At 73.6% G+C, this 20,815-nt stretch carries 20 protein-coding genes; 11 read left to right on the top strand and 9 right to left on the bottom strand.

Annotated elements, in window-relative coordinates:
* Positions 1-3 precede the first annotated feature (3 nt).
* Both Asera_RS06955 and Asera_RS06950 read left to right on the top strand, forming a co-directional pair.
* A complete protein-coding gene (locus Asera_RS06955; protein ID WP_030445521.1) occupies positions 4-1,635 on the top strand; it encodes a sensor histidine kinase in 1,632 nt (543 codons plus the stop codon).
* A gap of 184 nt (positions 1,636-1,819) precedes the next feature.
* Positions 1,820-3,181 (top strand): carotenoid oxygenase family protein, encoded by a 1,362-nt coding sequence (locus tag Asera_RS06950; RefSeq protein WP_030445520.1) that lies wholly within the window; start codon positions 1,820-1,822, stop codon positions 3,179-3,181.
* Between the two features lie 208 nt (positions 3,182-3,389).
* Here the strand turns inward: Asera_RS06950 and Asera_RS06945 are convergent, their stop codons facing one another.
* Complete coding sequence (locus Asera_RS06945) at positions 3,390-4,625, bottom strand: arginine deiminase (protein ID WP_244843766.1); 1,236 nt, start codon at positions 4,623-4,625, stop codon at positions 3,390-3,392.
* Positions 4,626-4,774: 149 nt separating this feature from the next.
* On the opposite strand from Asera_RS06945, the gene Asera_RS06940 reads away from it, so the two are divergent.
* The 7 genes from Asera_RS06940 (at position 4,775) to Asera_RS06910 (ending at position 10,143) form a co-directional block, all read left to right on the top strand.
* Positions 4,775-5,374, top strand: coding sequence for a nitrogen regulation protein NR(II) (locus tag Asera_RS06940; RefSeq protein ID WP_157034728.1), 600 nt, complete (start codon positions 4,775-4,777; stop codon positions 5,372-5,374).
* 139 nt (positions 5,375-5,513) lie between these two features.
* Complete coding sequence (locus Asera_RS06935) at positions 5,514-6,116, top strand: DUF4178 domain-containing protein (RefSeq protein WP_051802025.1); 603 nt, start codon at positions 5,514-5,516, stop codon at positions 6,114-6,116.
* The gene (locus Asera_RS06930; RefSeq protein WP_051802024.1) at positions 6,116-6,721 is read left to right on the top strand and encodes a DUF2617 family protein; all 606 of its coding nucleotides are present in this window, start codon (positions 6,116-6,118) and stop codon (positions 6,719-6,721) included. Before Asera_RS06935 ends, Asera_RS06930 begins: the two co-directional genes overlap by 1 nt.
* Positions 6,718-7,140: a DUF4247 domain-containing protein gene (locus Asera_RS06925; protein WP_030445515.1), complete on the top strand. Its 423-nt coding sequence runs from the start codon at positions 6,718-6,720 to the stop codon at positions 7,138-7,140. Before Asera_RS06930 ends, Asera_RS06925 begins: the two co-directional genes overlap by 4 nt.
* A gap of 83 nt (positions 7,141-7,223) precedes the next feature.
* Positions 7,224-8,063 (top strand): hypothetical protein, encoded by an 840-nt coding sequence (locus Asera_RS06920; protein WP_157034726.1) that lies wholly within the window; start codon positions 7,224-7,226, stop codon positions 8,061-8,063.
* Between the two features lie 21 nt (positions 8,064-8,084).
* Complete coding sequence (locus Asera_RS06915) at positions 8,085-8,498, top strand: DUF350 domain-containing protein (RefSeq protein WP_030445513.1); 414 nt, start codon at positions 8,085-8,087, stop codon at positions 8,496-8,498.
* A gap of 1 nt (position 8,499) precedes the next feature.
* Entirely contained in the window at positions 8,500-10,143 is a 1,644-nt protein-coding gene (locus Asera_RS06910) for a polyamine aminopropyltransferase (protein ID WP_084131104.1), read from the top strand.
* On the opposite strand, the gene larC is transcribed toward Asera_RS06910, so the two are convergent.
* From larC to Asera_RS06895, 3 genes are all read right to left on the bottom strand, one after another.
* Positions 10,137-11,438 (bottom strand): nickel pincer cofactor biosynthesis protein LarC, encoded by a 1,302-nt coding sequence (gene larC, locus Asera_RS06905; protein ID WP_035295951.1) that lies wholly within the window; start codon positions 11,436-11,438, stop codon positions 10,137-10,139. The two genes, Asera_RS06910 and larC, sit on opposite strands and share 7 nt — an antisense overlap.
* The gene (larB, locus tag Asera_RS06900; protein WP_051802044.1) at positions 11,435-12,262 is read right to left on the bottom strand and encodes a nickel pincer cofactor biosynthesis protein LarB; all 828 of its coding nucleotides are present in this window, start codon (positions 12,260-12,262) and stop codon (positions 11,435-11,437) included. Before larB ends, larC begins: the two co-directional genes overlap by 4 nt.
* A gap of 149 nt (positions 12,263-12,411) precedes the next feature.
* Complete coding sequence (locus Asera_RS06895; protein ID WP_030445509.1) at positions 12,412-13,758, bottom strand: DUF2326 domain-containing protein; 1,347 nt, start codon at positions 13,756-13,758, stop codon at positions 12,412-12,414.
* 473 nt (positions 13,759-14,231) lie between these two features.
* Here Asera_RS06895 and Asera_RS06890 point away from each other — a divergent pair, with 473 nt between their 5' ends.
* On the top strand, positions 14,232-14,516 hold the full coding sequence (locus tag Asera_RS06890) for a hypothetical protein (RefSeq protein WP_157034724.1): 285 nt from the start codon (positions 14,232-14,234) through the stop codon (positions 14,514-14,516).
* A 29-nt stretch (positions 14,517-14,545) separates the two neighbouring features.
* On the opposite strand, the gene Asera_RS06885 is transcribed toward Asera_RS06890, so the two are convergent.
* From Asera_RS06885 to Asera_RS06865, 5 genes are all read right to left on the bottom strand, one after another.
* Entirely contained in the window at positions 14,546-15,340 is a 795-nt protein-coding gene (locus Asera_RS06885) for a methyltransferase domain-containing protein (RefSeq protein WP_030445507.1), read from the bottom strand.
* 126 nt (positions 15,341-15,466) lie between these two features.
* Positions 15,467-16,465, bottom strand: coding sequence for a LysR family transcriptional regulator (locus Asera_RS06880; protein WP_030445506.1), 999 nt, complete (start codon positions 16,463-16,465; stop codon positions 15,467-15,469).
* Between the two features lie 129 nt (positions 16,466-16,594).
* On the bottom strand, positions 16,595-17,773 hold the full coding sequence (locus tag Asera_RS06875) for a S53 family peptidase (protein WP_030445505.1): 1,179 nt from the start codon (positions 17,771-17,773) through the stop codon (positions 16,595-16,597).
* A 440-nt stretch (positions 17,774-18,213) separates the two neighbouring features.
* Positions 18,214-18,573, bottom strand: a complete 360-nt coding sequence (locus tag Asera_RS06870) for a hypothetical protein (RefSeq protein ID WP_035295947.1) — start codon at positions 18,571-18,573, stop codon at positions 18,214-18,216.
* 184 nt (positions 18,574-18,757) lie between these two features.
* Positions 18,758-19,579: an IclR family transcriptional regulator gene (locus tag Asera_RS06865; protein ID WP_051802021.1), complete on the bottom strand. Its 822-nt coding sequence runs from the start codon at positions 19,577-19,579 to the stop codon at positions 18,758-18,760.
* 251 nt (positions 19,580-19,830) lie between these two features.
* Between Asera_RS06865 and pheA the strand changes: the two genes are divergently transcribed.
* Positions 19,831-20,775, top strand: a complete 945-nt coding sequence (gene pheA / locus Asera_RS06860; RefSeq protein ID WP_030445502.1) for a prephenate dehydratase — start codon at positions 19,831-19,833, stop codon at positions 20,773-20,775.
* The last annotated feature ends 40 nt before the right edge of the window (positions 20,776-20,815 follow it).

The raw sequence follows: 20,815 nt of genomic DNA, 5'->3' as shown, positions 1-20,815 counted from the left end.
CGGGTGAGTTTCCGGTTCCGGGTACTCGCGTTGACGCTGCTGATCGCCGTCACCGCGACGGTGGCGACCGCGTGGCTGACCCTGCACCAGGCGTCCGGTCAGCTCACCGACTCGGTCACCGCCGCCAACCGGGACGTGCTGCGCGTCACCGACGAGCTCGGCCGGTACGGCCGGGAGCACGCCGGCTGGTCCGGGGTGTCCGCCACGGTGACCGCCATCTCGCGGCGCACCGGCCTGCGGGTACGGGTGGAGACCGTGTCCGGTGACCTGATCGCCGACTCCGATCTGCTGGCCGGCCGTCCCGCCCGGGCGGTGGTCGGGCCGGCCACGCTCGCCGACCCGCGGCCGACACTGCGGCTGGCCGACCGGGCCGGCCAGGGGCAGACCCTGACCACGGTCTGGTCCTCGTTCACCAGCTACGTGCGGGAGTCGGGGTACGCGCGGTGCGTGCAGGCGGCCGGCGGCGCCGTACTGGCCACGACGGGGCCGGCCGGGGTCCCGGAGTACCACCCGACCGGCGGTGGCTCGGCGGCCGAGCATCGCTGCCGGAGTTCCGCCGACCGGGCGGCACCGTCGACGGCCGAGGCCAAGGACTTCAAGCGCGCCTTGCGTGCCTGCCTGCGGGACGCGACGACCTCCTTCGCCTCGTGCCTGAACCGCTGGTTCGCCGCGCACGTCGGGAGGTACGCACCCGACTCGGTGCGGGTGTACGTCGGTGCCCGCGGGCAGACGGACCCGGCCATCGGTGCCGGCCCGACGGTGCTGGTCGCCGGCATCGTGGCGCTCGCGGCCGTGGCCGCCGCGGTGCTGCTCAGCCGGCGCGTGCTGCGACCGGTACGGGCGTTGACGGCGGCCGCCCGGCAGCTCGGCGACGGCGCCGGCGCCGGCCCGGTACCGGTGTCGGGGCGGGACGAGATCGCCCAGCTCGGCCGCGCCTTCAACCGGATGGCCGCATCGCTCGCGGCGAGCGAGGAGCGGCAGCGGCAGCAGATCGCGGACGTGGCGCACGAGCTGCGTACGCCGCTGGCCAACCTGCGCGGCTACCTGGAGGCGCTGGCCGACGGGGTACTGCCGCCCAGCCCGGAGCTGTTCGCCTCGCTGCACGACGAGGCGCTACTGCAACAGCGCATCGTCGACGACCTCCAGGTACTCGCGCTCGCCGAGTCGGGTGCGTTGAGCTACCACCGGGAGCCGGTCGATCTCGGCGAAGTCGCGGCGGCGTGCCGTACCGCGCATTCCGGGAACGCCGAGGCGGCCGGCGTGACGCTCGCCGTCGAGCGGCATGGGCCGGCCGTGGTGTCCGGCGACCCGGAGCGGCTGCGGCAGGCGGTCGGCAACCTGATCCGCAACGCGCTGGCCGCGACGCCGGCCGGTGGTCGCATCGTGCTGGCCGTCGCCGCCGGTGACGGCCGGGCCCGGCTCGACGTGACGGACACCGGCAGCGGCATCGATCCGGCCGACCTGCCGCACCTGTTCGACCGGTTCTGGCGGGCCGACCCGGCCCGCGGCGGTGGGCGCAGCGGCCTCGGGCTGACCATCGCGCGGCAGCTGGTGACCGACCACGGAGGCAGCCTGACCGCGGTGAGCACGCCGGGGTCGGGCAGCACCTTCACCGTCGCCCTGCCGCTGATCTAGCGGTCCTCGCACGCCCTGCCGCGAGTTCGGCGGCCCGCACGGACGGCATCTGGGCGGACTCGCGGCCGGCCGGTTGCCGATCGACCACGCTGGGGTCAGGGGAAGGATCATCATTCCAGTATTGACATGTCAGTGATGGATATTCTAGCTTTGACATGTCGATGGCGAATCATTGGAGGCGGCCATGACCGACACCGCGTACCTGGAGGGCCTGCTCGCCCCCGTCCCGGACGAGATCGACGCGGTCGACCTGCCGATCCGCGGCACCCTGCCGCCCGAGCTGACCGGCCGGTACTTCCGGAACGGGCCGAACCCGCTGCCCGGCCAGGACCCCGGCCACTGGTTCGCCGGCGCCGGCATGGTGCACGGTGTGCGGCTGCGCAACGGCCGCGCCGAGTGGTACCGCAACCGCTGGGTGCGCACCGCGAGCCTGGCCGGCAAGCCGTTCGTGTCCGAGCGCGGCCTCGACCGGACCGCCGTGCCGGCGAACACCAGCGTGGTCCGGCACGCCGACAAGATCCTCGCCCTCGTGGAGTCCGGCTTCCCGTACGAGCTGACCCCGGAGCTGGACACGGTCGGCCCGGTGGACTTCGGCGGGCGGCTGACCACCGCGTTCACCGCCCACCCCAAGCTCGACCCGGCCACCGGTGACCTGCACGTCTTCGGCTACGGCGCGCTCCCGCCGTACCTGACCTACCACCGGCTCACCGCCGCCGGCGACCTGCTCGACACCCGGGTCATCGACGTACCCGGGCCGACGATGATGCACGACTTCGCCATCACCGAGCACCACGCGGTCTGGCTCGACCTTCCAGTCGTGTTCGACATGAGCCTGGTCGGCCGCGGCATGCCGTACCAGTGGAGCGACGGGTACGGCGCGCGCCTCGGCGTGATGCCGCTCGGCGGCGGGCCGGTGCGCTGGATCGAGATCGACCCGTGCTACGTCTTCCACGTCGGCAACGCGCACGAGGACGCCGCGGGCCACGTGGTCCTCGACGCCGTGCGGTACACGCCGGGTTCGTTCCTGGCGCAGTGGTCCGGCATCGGCGGCACCACCGCCGGTACCGAGGCCGCGCACGCGGGCGGGGGCAGCCCCTCCGAGGCCAGCCGGGCGGCGGGCGGCGTGGTCGCGAGCGACGCCGCGGCCGGCGCCAGCCTGCACCGGTGGACGATCGACCCGGCCGCGGGCACCGTGTCCGAGCAGCAGCTGGACGATCGGTCGGTCGAGTTCCCGACGATCAACGACGAGCTGGTCGGCCGGCCGAGCCGCTACCGGTACACGGTCGGCGGTGGCGAGATCGTCAAGTACGACACGGTGTCCGGCGCGGCCAGCGCGATCGAGGTGGCGGGGCGGCCCGGCGAGGCGGAGTTCGTCCGCGCCGCCGACGGTGCCAGCGAGGACGAGGGCTGGCTGCTGTCGATCGTGTCCACCCTGAACGGTTCCGAGCTGCGCTGCCTGGACGCCCACGACCTCACCGAGGTCGGCGCGGTGCTGCTGCCCCGCCGGGTGCCGGCCGGCTTCCACGGCTGCTGGCTGCCCGACTGACCGACGCGCTTCCCATGAGGAAGCAGAGCGGCTCTGCTTCCTCATGGGAAGCACCCGCTGATGCGCGGCGCCTCTGCTTCCTCTGAGGAAGCAGAGCAAAGGGCCGAGAACACCCTGTCGGTCCGGTCGGCAGCGGCGTCCTCCACCGGTTACCCACAGCTATCCACAGGCGGCCGCGACTGTCCACCGGGTTTTCCACAGGCTCGGGTCAGTTATCCACAGGGTCGCGGTGGATGGGGCACGACATGCACCGCGGGCCGCCGCGGCCGGACCCCAGCTCCGAGCCGGCGATCCGGATGACCTCGACACCCGAGTCCTCGAGCCGGGCGTTCGTCTCGGTGTTCCGCTCGTACGCCACGCACACCCGAGGCGCGATCGCCAGCGTGTTGTTGCCGTCGTCCCACTGCTCGCGCTCGGCGGTCACCGGATCCAGCCCGGTGTCGATCAGCCGCAGCGTGTCGATGCCCATCGCCTTCGCCGCCGCCGGCAGGAACGGCTCCGGCCCGGCCACCGCCACCTCGCCCGGCCCGGCCTCGGTCACCGTGTACGCGGCGAGCCGGTCGGCCACGTTCGGGTACATCACCACCGCGTCGACGTCGACCATCGTGCAGACCGTGTCCAGGTGCATCGTCGCCCGGTCCTGCGCGATCGGTACCGCCAGCACGGTGTGCGCGAGGCCCCGGTCGAAGCAGCGCCGGGCCAGCCGCTCCGCCCCTGCCGGCGTGGTCCGCTCGCCGACGCCGACCGCGATCACCCCCGGCGCGAGCAGCAGCACGTCACCGCCCTCGACGTGCTCCAGGCTCGGCTCGTACAGCAGCGGGGTGCCGGCGAAGCGCGGATGATGCCGGTAGATGGCGCGGGTGATCGTGGTTTCCCGGGACCGCGCCGGCATGGTCAGGCTGGTCACCGCGACGTGGTCGCCGACCCAGGCGCTGGAGTCGCGGGTGAACAGCAGGTTCGGCAGCGGGTCGATGACGAACTCGTGCCGGTCCATCAGCGCGTAGACCAACCCGCCACCGGTACGCAGCTCCTCGTGCGCCAGGCCCGCGGTCAGCACCGTGGCCAGCGCCTCCGGCGTCTGCCCGGCCAGGTAGTCGGCCACCCGGCGGCGCAGCGTGTCGCCGAGCCGGTGATCGGCCAGTACCGCCTCGGTCAGCTCGGCCCGCGCGTCCGGCACCGTCAGCGTCTCGGCGAGCAGCTCGGCCAGGTAGAGCACCTCGACACCGCGCCCGGTCAGCGCCGCGGCGAACGCGTCGTGCTCGTCCCGGGCCCGCTCCACCCACGGAATCCCGTCGAACAGCAGCGAGTCGTTGTTGCGCGGGGTCAACCGAGCGAGCTCCGGGCCGGGCCGGTGCAGCAGCACCGTACGCAGCCGCCCCACCTCGGTGTCCACTCGATGCGTGCGGTCGGGCACCGCGCTGTGCCCGGTCGTTGACTTGGTCACGCCCCCGAGCCTAAGAGGTAGGTGGCGGGTTGGCAGGCGCTGGCCGCCGGTCGAGGCGAGCCCTGCCCACTCGGCGCCAATCCCCTGATCTGTCCGGAAACGGACGGGTCATACCGTCCTGTCGTACCCCTCGCTTACTGTTAGCCGCGATGAGCACACGGTCCGCTCGGCGCTGGGGAGGAACCGTGCACGTCGAACTGTCGCTCAGCGAGGAGCAGCCCCGCTCCTCGCCGCGCACCCCCACCTCGCCGCTGGTCGCCGCCCAGTTCCCGGCGCCCACACCGGGCGCGCCCCTGCCGGCCACCGCCCGCGCCCTGGTCGACGCCGGGCTGGCCGTGCCCGGCACGCCGGAGCAGCCAGGCTCGGCCGAGGCCGTGCTGCGCGGCTGGATCGCCGTCGTCGCCGGCGCCACCGACCCGTGCCTGCTGCTGAACGCCGCCGGGCTGGTCACCGCCTGCGCACCGGCCACGCTCGAACTGCTCGGTCTGCCCGAGCCGGCGGCCATGGTCGGCCGCGGCCTGCTCGACGGGCTGCTGCACCCGGTCGACTTCACCGCCGCCGGCAACCGCCTCGCCGAGTGGGAGCTGACGAAGCTGCCGCCGCTCGCCGCGCTCGCCACCGACGCACTGTCCCGCGGCCTGCTGCGGCTGCGGCACGGGTCGCAGGTGCGTACCGTCGACGCGATCGCCACACCGCTGCATCACGACGCGACCCTGATCGGTTCGCTCACCTTCTTCCACCCGATCTGACCTGCGGCGGAAGCCGGGCAGCGATCCGATCTGGACGAGCGGACGCTGGCGAGTGGTTGCTACCGTCTGCGACGTCGCCTCGACGGCCACACGCCCGTGCCGCCGAGCACCCCCGCGACGCGGCACGGAGGTCCTCACGATGACGACGGTGATCGTCGCGTTGCTGGTGGTGATCGCGGCGCTGCTCGTCGTCGTGATCGTGCTGCTGCGGCTGCGCTCCCGGCGACCCGTCGCGGCACCCCCGATCGTCACCGACCCGTTCGCCGACACCGAGACCGACGTGCTCACCGGCGATCCGCGCCGGCTCACCGCCGGCGACACGGTCGAGATTCGCGGTACCACCTGGTCGGTGCGCGGCACGTTGCGGTTCACCGAGGGCGGTTCGCGCTGGTCGGAGCACCTGCTCGACGACGCGCACGGGGCCAGGGTCTGGCTGTCCGTCGAGGAGGACCCCGACCTGCTGCTCGCGCTGTGGACGCAGGTGCACGGCAGCGAACTGACCCCCGGGCCGCGGGTGGTGCACCAGGACGGCGCCCGGTTCGTCTCGGACGAGTCCGGTACCGCCGACTACCGGTCCGAGGGCAGCACCGGGCTGGCGACCGCGGGCACCATGGCCTACCACGACTACACCGGCGACGGCGACGCGCTGCTCGGCTTCGAGAAGTACGGCAGCGGCGGCTGGGAACTCGCCCGCGGCCAGCGACTGGCCCGGCGGGACGTGCGCGTGTTCACCGCTCGCTGATGCACGCCACCATCACGACCCCGTTCGTCGACACCCGCGCCGCCGACCTGGGCTACGCGCTCGACCAGCCCCGGCTCGACGCGCTCGAGGTGCTCACCGTCGGCCCGCTCGAACTGCGCCTGCTCGGCGCCTCGCACCAGGCCGTACTGCGGATCGACGGCCGGGAACACTCCGAGGTGGTGGCCTGCCTGGCCGGCGCGGCCGACCCGCTGCCGACCCGCCACGACCGGCCCTGGGGCACGGCCGGATACCGGTTCCGCAGCGCCGTCGAGACGCTCGCGCCGGCGCGGTTCGCCCGCCGCGCGGCGCAGCTGCGCGACCGGTACCGGATCGCGGAGCACGCACTGGTCTGCGAGTTCGGCGGTCTCGACGACGCGATGACCATCCTCGTCGCCGAGCCGACCGGGCTCGGCTGGCAGACCTGGCACAGCTACCCGCAGACCGGCGAACTGGTGTGCACCCGTTCGGCCGTGCTGGGTCGTGCGGGGCACCCCTCGGCCGAGCCGCAGCCGGCACGCGGGATTGCCCGACCCGCCGTGTCCGTCGGCGGACCGTCCGGTCCGTCGACGGCGATCCCCGCCCCGGAAGGAGCACGAACCCGGTGAAACCCTGGCACCTGTTCACCGCCGCCGGCGTGACCGGCGCCCTCGGACTCGCGGTCGGCGGCTGGTTCCTCGTCGGCGGCTCACCCCACGGCTACGTCTCGGACCACTACACCCGGGCCGTCCGGTACGACTCGGGTACCGCCCGGGCGTTCACCGCCGCCGGAACGCCGACCGCGGTCGCCGGCACGATCGCGGACCACTGGCGCCCGGCCGGCCGGGTCGTGGACGGCTCCGGCGTCTACCTGCGGTACAGCGACACGATGATCGCGGTGACGCCGCGGGGACGCGGCTCGGTGATCCGGGTGGACGGCTTCCGCTCCGGCTACCGGCACTACTACCACCACGTCGGCGGCTACTGGACGATCCCCGGCGGCAGCGGGGAGAAGTTCCGCGGCGGCGGGCCCGGGAGCGGGAAGTGACCCGGCCAGGCCCCGCCCGCCCCGGCCCGAACCCACCGGCCGCCGGAAACCCGAAGGACAGCCGGCGCCCCATGATCCTCGGCGTGCTCGTGATGCTGGGCATCGTCGCGTTCTGCTCGGCCGGCCTCGTCTCGTCGTTCTCGGCCTCGTCCGACGACAGCGGTACCGACAACGGGCTGCTGCTCGCCTCGGACGCCGACGCGCTGGCCACCGACCTGGCGAAGGCGACCGCGGCGCAGGGCATCTGCTACGGCTGGGACCTGTCCGTGGACAACGCCGGGACGGCCAACCACGGCGTCGGTTCCAACGAGGGAGCCGGCAAGGCGGTCGACGAGTCCGGCTGCCAGCGCTGGGTGGTCTTCGACGTGGACGTGACCTGGACGCCCGAGTCGAGCGAGCTGGCGGACAGCGAGACGGCCACCCTGCGCAGCTCCGGCGACCTGGGCGACCTGCCGAGCATCGACGAGCTGACCGACGTCGGCGTGACCGACAAGACGCTCACCGACGACCCGGCCGGCTCGACCATCGCGGTACTCGAGGCGCTGCCGCTGATGCTGTCCGAGCGCGGCGCGGCCGACCCGCTGCCGGCGGCGACCGACGACCCGACGTCGACCGTCAGCGTGCCGCCCGAGGCCGGGTCCGACCGGTGGCGGGCGAACAAGGCGTTCGCGATCATGGCGATCGTGTTGCTGCTGGCCGCCGGCGGCCTGGTGGTGTGGGGAGTCCGGCGCCGTCGCGACACCGACGACGCGCTACCGGCGGCGGGACCAGGCACGGCACCGCCGCATCCTCGATCCGGGCCACCGCAGGCGCGCCCTCGATCCGGGCCGCCGGTCCCACCGCCGCCGGCCGACCCGTGGCTTCGTCCCCCGCCGCCCGGACCGCAGCCGCCCCATCCGCTGCCACCGCAGCCGCCACAGTAGGAAGGATCCGCAGTGACAGAGATGCTCAGCGGCCTGTTGTCGGCCCTCGCCTACGGCGGTGTCGGCATCGCCCTGCTCGCCCTCGGATACCTGCTCGTCGATCTGATCACGCCCGGCAACCTGCGTCGGCAGGTCTGGGAACAGCGCAACCGCAACGCCGCACTGGTGCTCGTCTCCGGCCTCGCGGCCGTCGCGATCATCGTCACCACGGCGATCCTGACCAGCGAGGACGGCCTGCTGCTCGGCCTGCTGTCCACCGCGCTGTACGGGGTGCTCGGCATCCTGGTGATGGCGGTGGCGTTCGTCCTGCTCGACCTGGCCACCCCGGGCCGGCTCGGCGCGCTGCTGGTCGACGAGGTACCGCACCCGGCGGTCTGGGTCACCGCCGCGGTCAACCTGGCGGTCGGTGCGATCACCGCCGCGGCGATCTCCTGACATGGCGGTACCCGACGAACTGACCGCCGCCGCCCGGTCCGACCCGGCGGCGGGCGAGACAGCGCCCGGCGAAGCAACGGCCGGCGAGACCGGTGGCGAGATCGGGTGGCCGCGGCACCGGCGGCTGGCGCGCTTCGCCGTACTGCTCGCGGTGTTCCTGTGCGCGGCCTGCGGCCTGGTGTACGAGCTGGCGCTGGTCGCGCTCGGCAGCTACCTGATCGGGGACGCGATCGGGCAGGCGTCGATCGTGCTCGCGGTGATGGTGTTCGCGATGGGCGTCGGTGCGTTCGCGGCGAAGCCGCTGCAGCGCCGGGCCGCGGCCGCGTTCGCCGGCGTCGAGGTGGCGTTGGCGCTGCTCGGTGGGCTGTCGGTGCTCGGACTGTACGCGGCGTACGCCTGGCTCGACCTGTACGTGCCGGCGATGGTGGCGATCGCGTTCGGAGTCGGCTGCCTGATCGGCGCGGAGATCCCGCTGCTGATGGTGCTGCTGCAGCGGATCCGCCGGCAGGAGGTCGGCTCGGCGGTGTCCGACCTGTTCGCCGTCGACTACGTGGGCGGGCTGCTCGGCGGGCTGGCCTTCCCGTTCCTGCTGCTGCCGGTGTTCGGGCTGGTCCGGGGCGCGTTGCTGGTCGGCGCGGTGAACGCGGTGGCCGGCCTGGGGCTGGTCCTCGGCGTGTTCCGGCGCAGCCTGCCGCGCCGCTCCCGGGCCGTACTGGCGGTCCTCGCCGCGCTCGTCGCGGTGCTGCTCGCCACCACGTACGGCCTGGCCGGGCGGTTCGAGGTGAGCGCCCGGCAGGCGCTGTACGACGACCCGATCGTCGTCGCCGAACGCTCCCACTACCAGGAGATCGTGATCACCCAGTCGTTGTCGGTGTCGCAGCCCGACGTCCGGCTCTACCTGGACGGCGACCTGCAGTTCAGCTCGGTCGACGAGTACCGCTACCACGAGGCGCTGGTGCATCCGGCGCTGTCCGGGCGGCGCGACCGGGTGCTGATCCTCGGCGGCGGGGACGGGCTGGCCCTGCGCGAGGTGCTGCGCTACCCGGACGTGCGGCAGGCGACGCTGGTGGAGCTGGACCCGGAGATGATCCGGCTGGCCCGGCACGACCCGCGGCTGAGCCGGCTGAACCGGCACTCGTTCGACGATCCGCGGGTCCGGATCGTCAACCAGGACGCGATGAGCTGGCTGAAGTCGCAGCGCGACCGGTACGACGCGGTGATCGTGGACATGCCCGACCCGGACTCGACCGCCACCGCCAAGCTCTACTCGACCGAGTTCTACACGCTGCTGCACCGGGTGCTCGGGCCCGGCGGGCGGCTCGTGGTGCAGGCCGGCTCACCGTACTTCGCGCCCCGGTCGTACTGGTGCATCGAGGCCGGGGTGCGCGCGGCGGGCTGGCACACCACGCCGTACCACGTGGACGTGCCGTCGTTCGGTGACTGGGGGTTCGTGCTGGCCGGCGCGCGGACCGCGCCGACCCCGACGCTCGCGCCGGACGCACCGAGGACCAGGTTCCTCACCCCGGCGGTGCTGCGCGCGTCCACCGTGTTCCCGGCCGACCGGGCCCGCCGGCACGAGGACCCGTCCACGCTGACCCACCCGCGGATCATCGACCTCGAACGCGAGGAGTGGAAGAACTACTGAGCTTCGCCGGTCGGGTACAGCTCGGCCGCGGCGGCGGTGGCCCGCGCGAGGATCTGCTTGGCCGGCAGCGACAGCGCGGCGGCCGCGGCGGCGACGTCGGCGTACTCGACCGAGACGTTGACGACGCTGCCGTCGTCGCTGGCCACCTTCACCCGGATCGGCTGGCCGGCCACGTGCACCGCGCGCTCGGCCCGGTCCAGCGGGAACTTGCGCACCGGGTGCGCGCGCAGCCCGATCGAACTGGTCTCGGCGAACACGATGGCGCGCAGCGCGGCGGCGTGCTCGGCGCGGCACAGCACCGACAGGGTGTGCGCCGGGCGGCCCTTCTTCATCAGGATCGGGGTCAGCCACGCGTCCGCGGCACCGGCCGCGAGCAGCTTCGCCAGTACCGCGGGCCACAGCCGCGGATCCAGGTCGTCGACGTTGCACTCCAGTACCAGCGCGTCGGCTTCGGTGCTCCCGGGCCCGGCGACGTCGGTACCGTCCGGGTCGGCGCCATCACCCGCGGCTTCGGCGCGGCCCGGGTCGGCGACACCGCCGGGGACTCCGGCGCGGCCCGCGGCGGCGGCTTCGCCGAGGATCAGGCGCAGCACGTTCGCGGTCTCGGCCGGGTCCCGCCCGCCGGCGCCGACGCCGGTACCGGTGACCCGCAGCGGCGGCATCGACCGCCACTGCGCGACGTGCGTGGCGAGCAGCGCCGCCCCGGTCGGGGTGCACGCCTCGTACGGCAGGTCGCCGCCGGTGACGGGGATCGACGCGGCGCGAACGATGCCGAGTACGGCGGGGCCGGGGATCGGGATCGCGCCGTGCGCGCCGCGGGCCCGGCCGGAGCCGAGCGCGAGCGGCCCGGCGGACAGTTCGGTCAGGCCGCGCTGCTCGCGCAGCCAGTCGATGCCGGCGCAGGTGCCGACGATGTCGGCGATCGCGTCCAGCGCGCCGACCTCGTGGAAGTGCACCTCCTCGGGCGAGGTGCCGTGCACCTCGGCCTCGGCCGCGGCGAGCCGGGCGAACGCGTCCAGGGCGGTGTCTCGTACCGCCGCCGGCAGCGTCGCCCCGGTGAGGATCTGCCGGACGTCCGACCAGTGCCGGTGGTGGTGGCTCTCCGGCGCCTCGACGTGCACCTTCGTCGCGGCGATCGCGTGCCGGCTGGTCGGCTCGGCGGTCAGCCGGATCGGCTCGACCGGCAGCGCGGACACCGCCGCCTGCAGGTGGTCCAGCGGCACCCCGGCGTCGACGAGGGTACCGAGGAACATGTCGCCGCTGGCGCCGTTGGCGCAGTCCAGCCAGCCGATCATCGGGGCAGTTCCGTGACCGTACCGAGGGTGCCGGAGTCGGTGCCCGAGCCGCTCTGCCGGGCGATGCGCGCGCCGTACAGACCGGCGCCGAAGCCGTTGTCGATGTTGACCACGGCGATGCCCGGGGCGCACGAGTTGAGCATGGTGAGCAGCGCGGCGAGCCCGCCGAACGCGGCACCGTAGCCGACCGAGGTCGGCACCGCGACGATCGGCACGCCGGTCAGGCCGCCGACCACGGAGGGCAGTGCGCCGTCCATGCCGGCCACCACGACGACCGCGTCGGCCCGGTCCAGCGCCGGCCGGGCGGCCAGGATGCGGTGGATGCCGGCGACGCCGACATCGGTGATCTGCTCGACCGCGGCGCCGAACACCCGCGCGGTGAACGTGGCCTCCGCGGCGACCGGCAGGTCGGAGGTACCGGCGCAGACCACGGCGACGCGGCCGCGCGGGATCTCCGGCAGCGGGCCGAGGGCGACGCACCGGCCGGTGGCGTCCTCCAGCAGGTGCCCGTCCGGGCAGGCCGCCCGTACCGCGGCGCGGGCCGCCTCGTCGGCCCGGGTGACCAGGATCGGCCGGTTCGGGTTGGCCGAGGTGAGGTGCTTGACGATGGCCGCGACCTGCTCGGTCGTCTTGCCCGCCGCATACACCACCTCGGGGTCGCCGGTGCGCAGCGCTCGATGCGTGTCGATCCGGGCGAATCCCAGGTCGGCGTAGCCGCCGCCGTCGCCCAACACACCGCTTTCCAGGCGTCGCATCGCCTCGTCCACTCCGGTGGCCCCGTTCGCCACCGCGGCGAGCAGGCGCCGTGCCTCGTCCCGATCCACGTCGCCCACCCTACGGCGCCACCGCGCCAGCTCCACGGCCGCGCCCGCCGCACTGCCTCGATCATGGTGCGATTCGGGCGGAAAGCGCTTTCTCAGCGGTGCGACGCCACGATCATCGGTCGGGCGCCACGGTCACACTGCGGGCCGGGTCAGCCGTCGGTCACCACGGTGCACTCGTGGTACGACAGGGCCGGGTCGTAGCGGCCGACTTCGGCGAGTTTCGGCTGGTCCAACACCACGACGTACTGCAGGTCCTCGACCGCGCAGACCCGGGCGGCGAGATCCAGCGCCGCGGCCGCGTCGGCGACCGGCAGGTCCGCGTACAGCGCGCGGTCGTGCAGCAGGAAGTCGGGGCCGGTACCGGCCCGGTGCGCGGTGACCGCCATCGCCAGGTCGAAGCAGAACAGCGTCATCGCGCCGACCCCGGCACCCGGCTCGCCGCCGAGCACCGGATAGAACGCGTACCCATGGTCGCGCGCCGCGACGGTGAGCGCGGCCGGCCGGGACGGCCCGAACATCTCGTACGCGTACCGGGTGAACAGGTTGCTCGCTGCGGTCAGCCGGTCGTGCCGGCCGCGCAGGTCGGACCGGACGCTCTCGCGCAGTTCCAGCGCCTGCCGCTGCAGCTCGGCGTGCGCGTCCGCGTACCGGGCGACCGCGGCCCGGCGGGCCCGCAGCGCGGCGAGCTTCGCGTCCAGCGCGGCGGTGGCGGCGACCGGATCGGTGGCCAGCCCGCCGGCGACGGCGCGGGTCGACCGCCAGCTCGCGTCGGCGGCGGCCTCGGCCCGTTCCAGTTCCAGGGTGGCGAGCTCGGCGGTCAGGTTGGCGAGGTCACGGCTCGCGGTCGCGTCGGAGAGCCGCTGCCCGTTGGGCAGGTCGGTGTCGCCGCGCTGGCTGGAACGCAGGTGCCGGCGCGAGGCCTGCAACGTCTTGGCCGCCTCGACCAGCGCCGGGTCCAGCCCGAACAGGTGCGCCAGCGGCGGCAGCGACTCGACCGCCGGCTGCTTCGCGTGGTGCCGGATCGGGTCGCTGAGCCCGCCGTGGTCGGCGTCGCGCAGGTAGTACGCCATCAGCGACCGGTACGACGGTTCGTCGTCGGCGCCGGTCAGCCCGAACAGCGTCTGGCCGAGCCACTGCTGCCAGTCCGCCACCGGCAACTCCCAGGGCGGGGCGTCGGTACCGCTGGAGTGCACCGACAGCTCGCCGGGGCTGGCGCCGGAGCGGGTCGCCGTCACCGTCTCGCCGGCGCCGGTGAACCGCACCGTGGTGGACGACTCGGCGAGCTGCTGCCGGGCCGGGGCGGCGCGCACGCTGCCGCTGCCGCCGAGGGCGAAGTCGAGCGCGGCGGCGAACCGGCTGCGGCCGATGCCGCGCCGGCCGGTGTCCGGCTCGGTCGAGCCGGCGGCCGCGGCGCGGTCGCGGGCCCACTGTTCGCCGAGCGGGGTGTACCCGACGACGCTGGCCCGGCCGCGGCGAGCCGGGATGATGTCCTGCACGGTTTCCGGCGCGACGTGCCGGGGTCCCGGTTCGGTGGGCTCGGCGGTGTTGGTCGAGTCGAGTACCGCAACGTTGAGACCTGGGGCAAATCGGGCAGCTCGGAATCCGGGGAGATCGCTTGCGAGTTCGCGTAACACGGTCCCTACTCCGTAGCCCGGGAGATCAAGAGCGCTGCGCCCGATTGTGCCAGCGCACCCGCCGGACCCGTGCCGACGGGGTGCGTCGAGACAGGTACCGACGTTCGGGTGCGGATGCGGCAAACGAGCGCAACTACGCTTAGTATTGCAGCATTCACGATCAGACCATCCGCCCGCCCCGCCCCGTCCGACCGGAAGTCGTGACGTATCTGCTGGTACCCGATGATGTTCATCGATCTTGCCAGTACCCGGCCGGTCCCGCCAGTACCGTTGGCAGCAGACGACAGGGAGGCGACAGGCCGACAGTGGGTGACGAACGGGTACGGGGGTCCTTCGTGGACCGCGCGATCGACGCGCTGCAGGCCGCGGCGACGCCGCTGACCACCGGCGAGCTGCTCGCCGCCGCCGGGTCGGCCGGCAGCGTGCGCACCGCCGTACAGAAGCTGTCCGCCGACGACCGGCTGGTCCGCACCGGGCGCAACCGGTGGGCGCTCGCCGGCACCGGCGCGACGCCGTACAGCCCGCTCGCGGCGAGGTCGACCGCCGCGCCCCGGCACCGCCGCCAACCGCCGACGCTGCCGCCCGCCACCGAACTCCTCCGCCCGCCCCACACCCCCTGAACCAGCGGTCAGCCAGCCCGACCGACGGGTCAGGACGGGCGTTGGGCGACGACGAAGATGCGCGGAAAGGGCAGCACGGTGCCGTAGTCCTGCGGCGGGAACGCGTCCCGCAGCGCCACCGCGACCTCGTGCTCGAACGCCGCCCGCGCCGCCGGATCGTCGGCCAACGCGTCGAGGTACGGCCGCAGCCCGGTGCCGCGGAACCACTCCAGCACCGGATCCTCGCCGTGCAGCACGTGGTAGTACGTGGTTTCCCAGGCGTCCACGGTGCAGCCCATCCGGGCCAGCTCGTCCAGGTACGACTCGGGGTGGCGCACCGGGCTCGCCGTGCGCGGCCCGGGCCGTTCGGCCACCGCCGCGAGCCGGTCCCGCCACGCCGGGCGCTCCACCACGGCGCGGATCGTCTGCCGCACCGCGCCACCGCCGCCGGCCGGTACCTGGAACGCGAGCGCGCCGCCCGGCCGTACCGCGGCGACCCAGCGGCCGAACAGTTCGGTGTGCCGCGGAACCCACTGCAGAGCCGCGTTGCTGACGATCAGGTCGACCGGTTCCGGCTGCCACTGCGCGATGTCCTCGCGCCGGAACCGGAGCCGCTCGGTACCCAGCGGGTGCGCCGCGGCGATCATCTCCGCGGACGAGTCGATGCCCAGCACGCGCGCGGCCGGGTACCGCCGGGCCAGCGTCGCGGTCATGGTGCCGGGGCCGCAGCCCAGGTCGACGACGTCGGCCGGGTCGCGCACCGGTACCCGGTCGAGCAGGTCACCGAACGGGCGGGCGCGCTCGTCGGCGAACCGCAGGTACTGGTCGGGATCCCAGCTCGTCATCCGCCCACCGTACGACCCGCGGCCGCGCGGGGACCGCACCGAACCGGATGCACGGCGCCTCGGAAACGCACCGGAGGCGCGCCGCGAACCGGAAAGGAACCGGAGGCGCGGCGCGGCTCGGAACCCTCAGGCGCCGACCCGCACGACTGGTTCGCCGATGGCGGCGGACAGCTGGCGGTGTGCCTCCGGATGCCGGTCCCACCAGCGCCGGTAGTCGGGGTTGCGGTCCAGCTGGGACAGGTACGCCCGGGCGGCGCACCGGTACACGTCGGCGGCGTGCTGGGCGTGCGGGCCGGCCGGATGCCAGACCAGCCAGCGTTCCAGGATGATCGGGTCGCCGGCGAGCGGCCGGACGGCGATGCCGGACCCGTCCCGCGAGGTCGGCTGGGCCAGCGCGACGGCGCCGCCGGCGGCGACCAGTTCCCGGCAGGTGGCGGGCTCGTTCACCTCGTGCCGGATCCGCGGCCTGAACCCGGCGACCGCGCACGCGCGGGACAGCACGACCTGGTCGTTGCCGTCCCGCATCGGGGCGATCGCCCAGTCTTCCGGCGCCAGATCGGCGAGTTCGACGGTCGGTCGTTCGGCCAGCGGGTGGCCCTCGGAGAGGGCGACGAAGACCGGTTCGGCGACGAGCAACCGGGTGTCCAGCCGGTCGCTGGTGGGCAGCGGCACCCCGGCGCACTCGTCCAGTACGGCGAAGTCGAGCCGGCGCGACTCCAGATCCTGTGCCAGCTGGCCGATCCCGGCGACCTCCAGCGTGACATCGTCGGTGGGCAGGATCTCGGTGATGCCGCGGGCCAGGTTGGGCCCGATCGCGCCGGGGCAGGCGCCGATGCGCAGCGCGCCGGCCGGTGCCCGGGTGCGCGCGTCGGCGCCCGCGAGCAGGCTCTCCATGTCGGCGAGCACCACCCGGGCCGAGGAGACCAGGTACGCCCCGAGTTCGGTGACGCGCATGCCGGTGCGTTCGCGCTCGAACAGCTGGCCGCCGAGCCGGCGCTCGATGCGCTGCAGGGTGGCGGACAGGGACGGTTGCGAGACGCCGAGCCGGGCCGCCGCCCGGGTCAGGCTGGGCTCCTCGGCGATGGCGCAGACCAGACGCAGGTGCCGTAATTCCAGCTCAGCCATGCACCACATGTTATGACCTGATTTGCACGGAGTACCACTCGGTAACCCGCCCGGGTGGTCCAGCACGACGGCATGGCCACCAGCTGATGCTGGTGGCCATGCCTCGATGCGGGGTCGAGCCCGGTCGGGTCAGCCCTTGAACGCGTCGGTGCCGTTCGGGGTGCCCAGGCCGGTCGGGCCGTCCCAGCCGTCGCCGGCGTTGCACAGCTGCTGGATGTCGCAGCTGCCGTTGCTGCCGGTGGTGACGTCGTTCAGGCTGTCGCTGTTCGACCACGGGTCGCTCGCCGGGTTGTCCCCGGGCGAGCCGGCGTCGGCGTACACGCCGGCGATGATCGGCGACGAGGCGCTGGTGCCACCGACGACCATCCACCCGTCCTGCTCGTACGTGTCGTACACGGCGAGGCCGGTGTTGGGGTCGGCGACCGCGGACACGTCCGCGATGGCGCGGTTGCTGGTCCCGGTCGCGTCCGTCTCCCAGGACGGCTTGCTGATGTACTGCGACTCACCGGAGCCGGCGCCGTCCCAGGCGCTCTCCGACCAGCCACGGTCGGACGAGTCCTTGGTCAGCGAGGTACCGCCGACCGCGGTGACGTACTGCGACGCCGCCGGGTACTCGGTGCCGTAGCCGGAGTCGCCGGAGGAGACGGTGATCGCCACACCCGGGTGGTTGAAGTACTGGTCGTCGGCCTGCTGCTCGCTCGCGTCCTCGCCGCCGCCGTAGCTGTTGGACACCGCGGTGGCGCCCAGCTCCACGGCGGTGTTCACCGAGGCGCCGAGGTCGTCCATGCTCGCGCTGTTCGCCTCGACCAGCAGGATCTTGGCCTTCGGCGCGACCGCGGACACCATGTCCAGGTCGAGCGAGATCTCGGTGGCCCAGCCGGAGTCCGCCGTGGGCAGCGGGCTGGCGTCACCGTCCTGGTTGACCTTCTGGAAGTCCGCTTCACCCAGGCCGTACTGGGCCCGGTACGCGTTCAGGTCGGCCTCGGCGTTCGGGTCGTCGTACGCGTCGACGATGGCCACGGTCTGGCCCTCGCCGCCGTCGGCGGCAAGGTTGTACGCGGACTGCAGGTCGGCCGGGCCGAGCCCGGACGGGTCGGCGTGCCGGCCGATCGACCGGGGCTGCTTGACGTCGGTACGCACCAGCGCCAGGCAGGCCATCTCACCCGCCTTCGTGGGCCGGGCACAGCTGTGCGTGACGTTCGAGCCGTCGGTCGTCGCGGTCTGCGCGTTGGCCGGTGCGGCGCTGAACGCCAGAGCCAGTGCGCCGCCAACAGCGACGGCGGCACCGGCGAGGGGCTTGGTTCGCATTCCTGTCCTCCTTGCGGTAGGGGTCGTGCGGAGGAATGCGAACAGTATTCAGCGCGAACGGTGCATATACCTCATCCCGAAAGCTGATAACTCCGACATTATGGAAACCTTAAGGAGTAAACCGGTCACAGCGGGTTCATCGCTGGAGCTCGTCGAGCGGCCGACCGGACGGCCGTTATCGATGGGCGGGTCGCACCCGGAGCGCGGGGGAACGTCGAGCGCGCCCCGCCCATCGTCGGGGACCACCGCCTCGCGCACCGCCGGGCCGTGCGGTGCAGTGCGGTGCGTCCCGTCCCGCGGTACGGCCAGGGAACGACGTCCCCGGTGGTCCGCCGATCCGCGGGGGCGGAAGCCGGACGGCTTCCTGGTCGGACGCTCGGCGCGGAACCGAGCGGAGCCGCCTGCCCGGCGCCGTCGGAAGGCGCCGAGCCGGTTGAAGGTCAGTGCCCGTTCGGCGGGGTGATCGTGACGCCGGTGACGACCCGCCACTGGGCGCTGCGCCCGGCCGGCCGGGCCGGCGTACGCGCCGCGCTGGCCGCTCTGGTGGCCAGCCGGGTCGCGGTGCACGGGCTCGGCTCGCCGCAGTAGCCACAGCGCGAGCCGTCCGGCCGGTGCCGGTTCAGCACGTACTGCGCGTCTCGCCAGAGCAGCGCGTCGACCACGTCGTCGGGTACGGCCGGCGCGACCGCTGCCGCCTCGGTACCGCCCGGCGGTGCCTCGCCCGCAACCGTCGCGGTGGCGCTGTGCCTGCCGCGTTCGGCCACTCCCACACCGGCCGGTGCCGTGCTGGTCGCGTTCACCGGTCCACCTCCCCGTGATGTCGGTGTCCTGCGGAGCCGATGAACCGAAAGTTACGGCGGCGTCACCGCGTGGCGACGGACCGGGAGTGCGACGGTGCAGATCGCGATTCCCAGCCTCAGCGCGGATCCGGACACGACGAAAGCCGGCCTGCACTGCGGCGAGCCGGCGACAGGTGTGCTGGGGTCAGAGCGGCAGCGGCGGCGGGGTCGGGTTGTTGGCCACGGCGGCGGCGATGCTGCGCGAGACGGTGGCGAGTTGGTTCAACACCGTCGGCTCGTTGCGCTGGAACTCCTCCAGCGACATCGTGCAGCCCAGCACCATGTGCGGCGACTCGGCCGACCCGGTGCTGATCACGGTGGCCGCGCAGGCCACGTTGTCGCGGTACTGCCCGCGCTCGACGAAGGTGCCGCGCCGACGCAGCCCGGCGAGGTCGTGCTCCAGCTGCTGCCGGTCGACCACGGTGGACCGGGTGTACGGCCGCATGCCGACCACCGACAGGTAGCGCCGTCGATGGGTCACGTCCAGGGTGGCGAGCAGCGCCTTGCCGATCGCGGTGGCGTGCGCCGCGTCGTCGAACCCGACGATCAGGTCCTCCAGGTGCGGCGACCGCGGGCCCTCGGCGACGCCGGTGATGGCCACCTTGCCGTCGACGAACCGGGCCAGGTAGTGGCTGAACCCGGTGGCCCCGGCGGCCCGGCGCAACCCGACCGCGGTGTCGGTCGGCGGCCGGACGGCCGCGCTCAATTCCCGAAACCTGTCCGCCACCTCCAACCCGGGGAGGTAGGTGCCGTCGTTGCACCGGATCAGGTAGCCCTCGTACGTCAGGGTGCGCACGAGGTGGTAGGTGGTGGACAGGCCGAGTTCGCACCGTCGCGCGATCTGCTTGACCGTGAGTCCACGCTGGGAACGCCCTACGGTCTCCAGAATCCGCAGTGCACGGGACACACTTTGGATCAGGTCCGAGGGTGCCTGTGAGCCGTCAGTGCGCACAACAAACCTCCGCATTTGATCCGCCCCGTACCCGAGCGGATCTGTCCACGATAGGTATTGCCGCACTTACTGAGAAGACCCGGTTACGTGAGGTGACTCAGCGTGGCGGGATTTGTGGCTGTAGTCACGCCTTTATGGCGAATTCTATCACGAACTGTAGTCGACAAACTGGCCATGCGGTGGTGACCTGGTTTGCCACGCTAGCGGCCTTCGTCACCTCTCGGACCGGGCGCCGGCCGCCACCGGCAGCGACATAGGCTCGCCGCATGTCGACGCGGTACAGCTACCTCGGGCCGGAGGGGACCTTCAGCGAGGAGGCGCTGCGGACCCTACCGGAAACCGCCGACGCCACCCTGCTGCCGGCGCGCACCGTGCCGGAGGCGCTCGACGCGGTACGCGGCGGTGACGCCGACGCGGCCCTGGTACCGCTGGAGAACTCGGTCGGCGGGTCGGTGCCGGTGACCGTCGACGACCTGGTCGCCGGCGGCCCGCTGCAGATCCGGCGCGAGGTGGTGCTGCCGATCCGGTTCGTGTTCGCCACCCGCGACGGCCGCGGCCTGGACGCCGTGCGTACCGTCGCGGCGCATCCGCAGGCCTCGGCCCAGTGCCGACGCTGGCTGCGCGACACCGTACCGGCCGCAACCGTCACCGACGTGCTGTCCAACGCCACCGCGGCGATCCTGTGCGCCCAGGGCGAGTACGACGGGGCGCTGTCCACGCCGCTGGCCGCGCGGCGGCACGGGCTCACCGTGCTCGCCGAGGGGGTGGCCGACCACGCCGACGCGATGACGCGGTTCGTGCTGCTGGAGCGGCCCGCGCCGGCACCCGAACCGACCGGCAACGACGTCACCACGATCGCCGTGTTCATCGCGCACGACCGGGTCGGTGCGCTGCTCGCGGTGCTCACCGAGCTGGCGGTGCGCGGGGTCAACCTGAGCCGGATCGAGTCCCGGCCGACCGGCGAGGCACTCGGCCGGTACTGCTTCCTGCTCGACTGCACCGGCCACGTCGCCGACGCGCGGATGGGCGAGGCGCTGGCCGGGCTGCGCCGGATCTGCCGGGACGTGCGCTTCTTCGGCTCGTACCCGCGGGCCGGCGCCGAGCCGCCGGTCCCGCCGCCGCCCGGCATGTCCGACGCCGACTTCACCGAGGCGCGGTCCTGGCTGGCCCGGATCCGCGCCGGCCACCCCACCCCGCCGGAGTCGCGTTGATCATGGTGTCGTACCCGCGAACAGCGCCGTCCCTGCGTCC

It is taken from the genome of Actinocatenispora sera, assembly GCF_018324685.1.
Classification (GTDB): Bacteria; Actinomycetota; Actinomycetes; order Mycobacteriales; family Micromonosporaceae; genus Actinocatenispora; species Actinocatenispora sera.
This window is presented reverse-complemented; position numbering and strand designations above follow the sequence as displayed.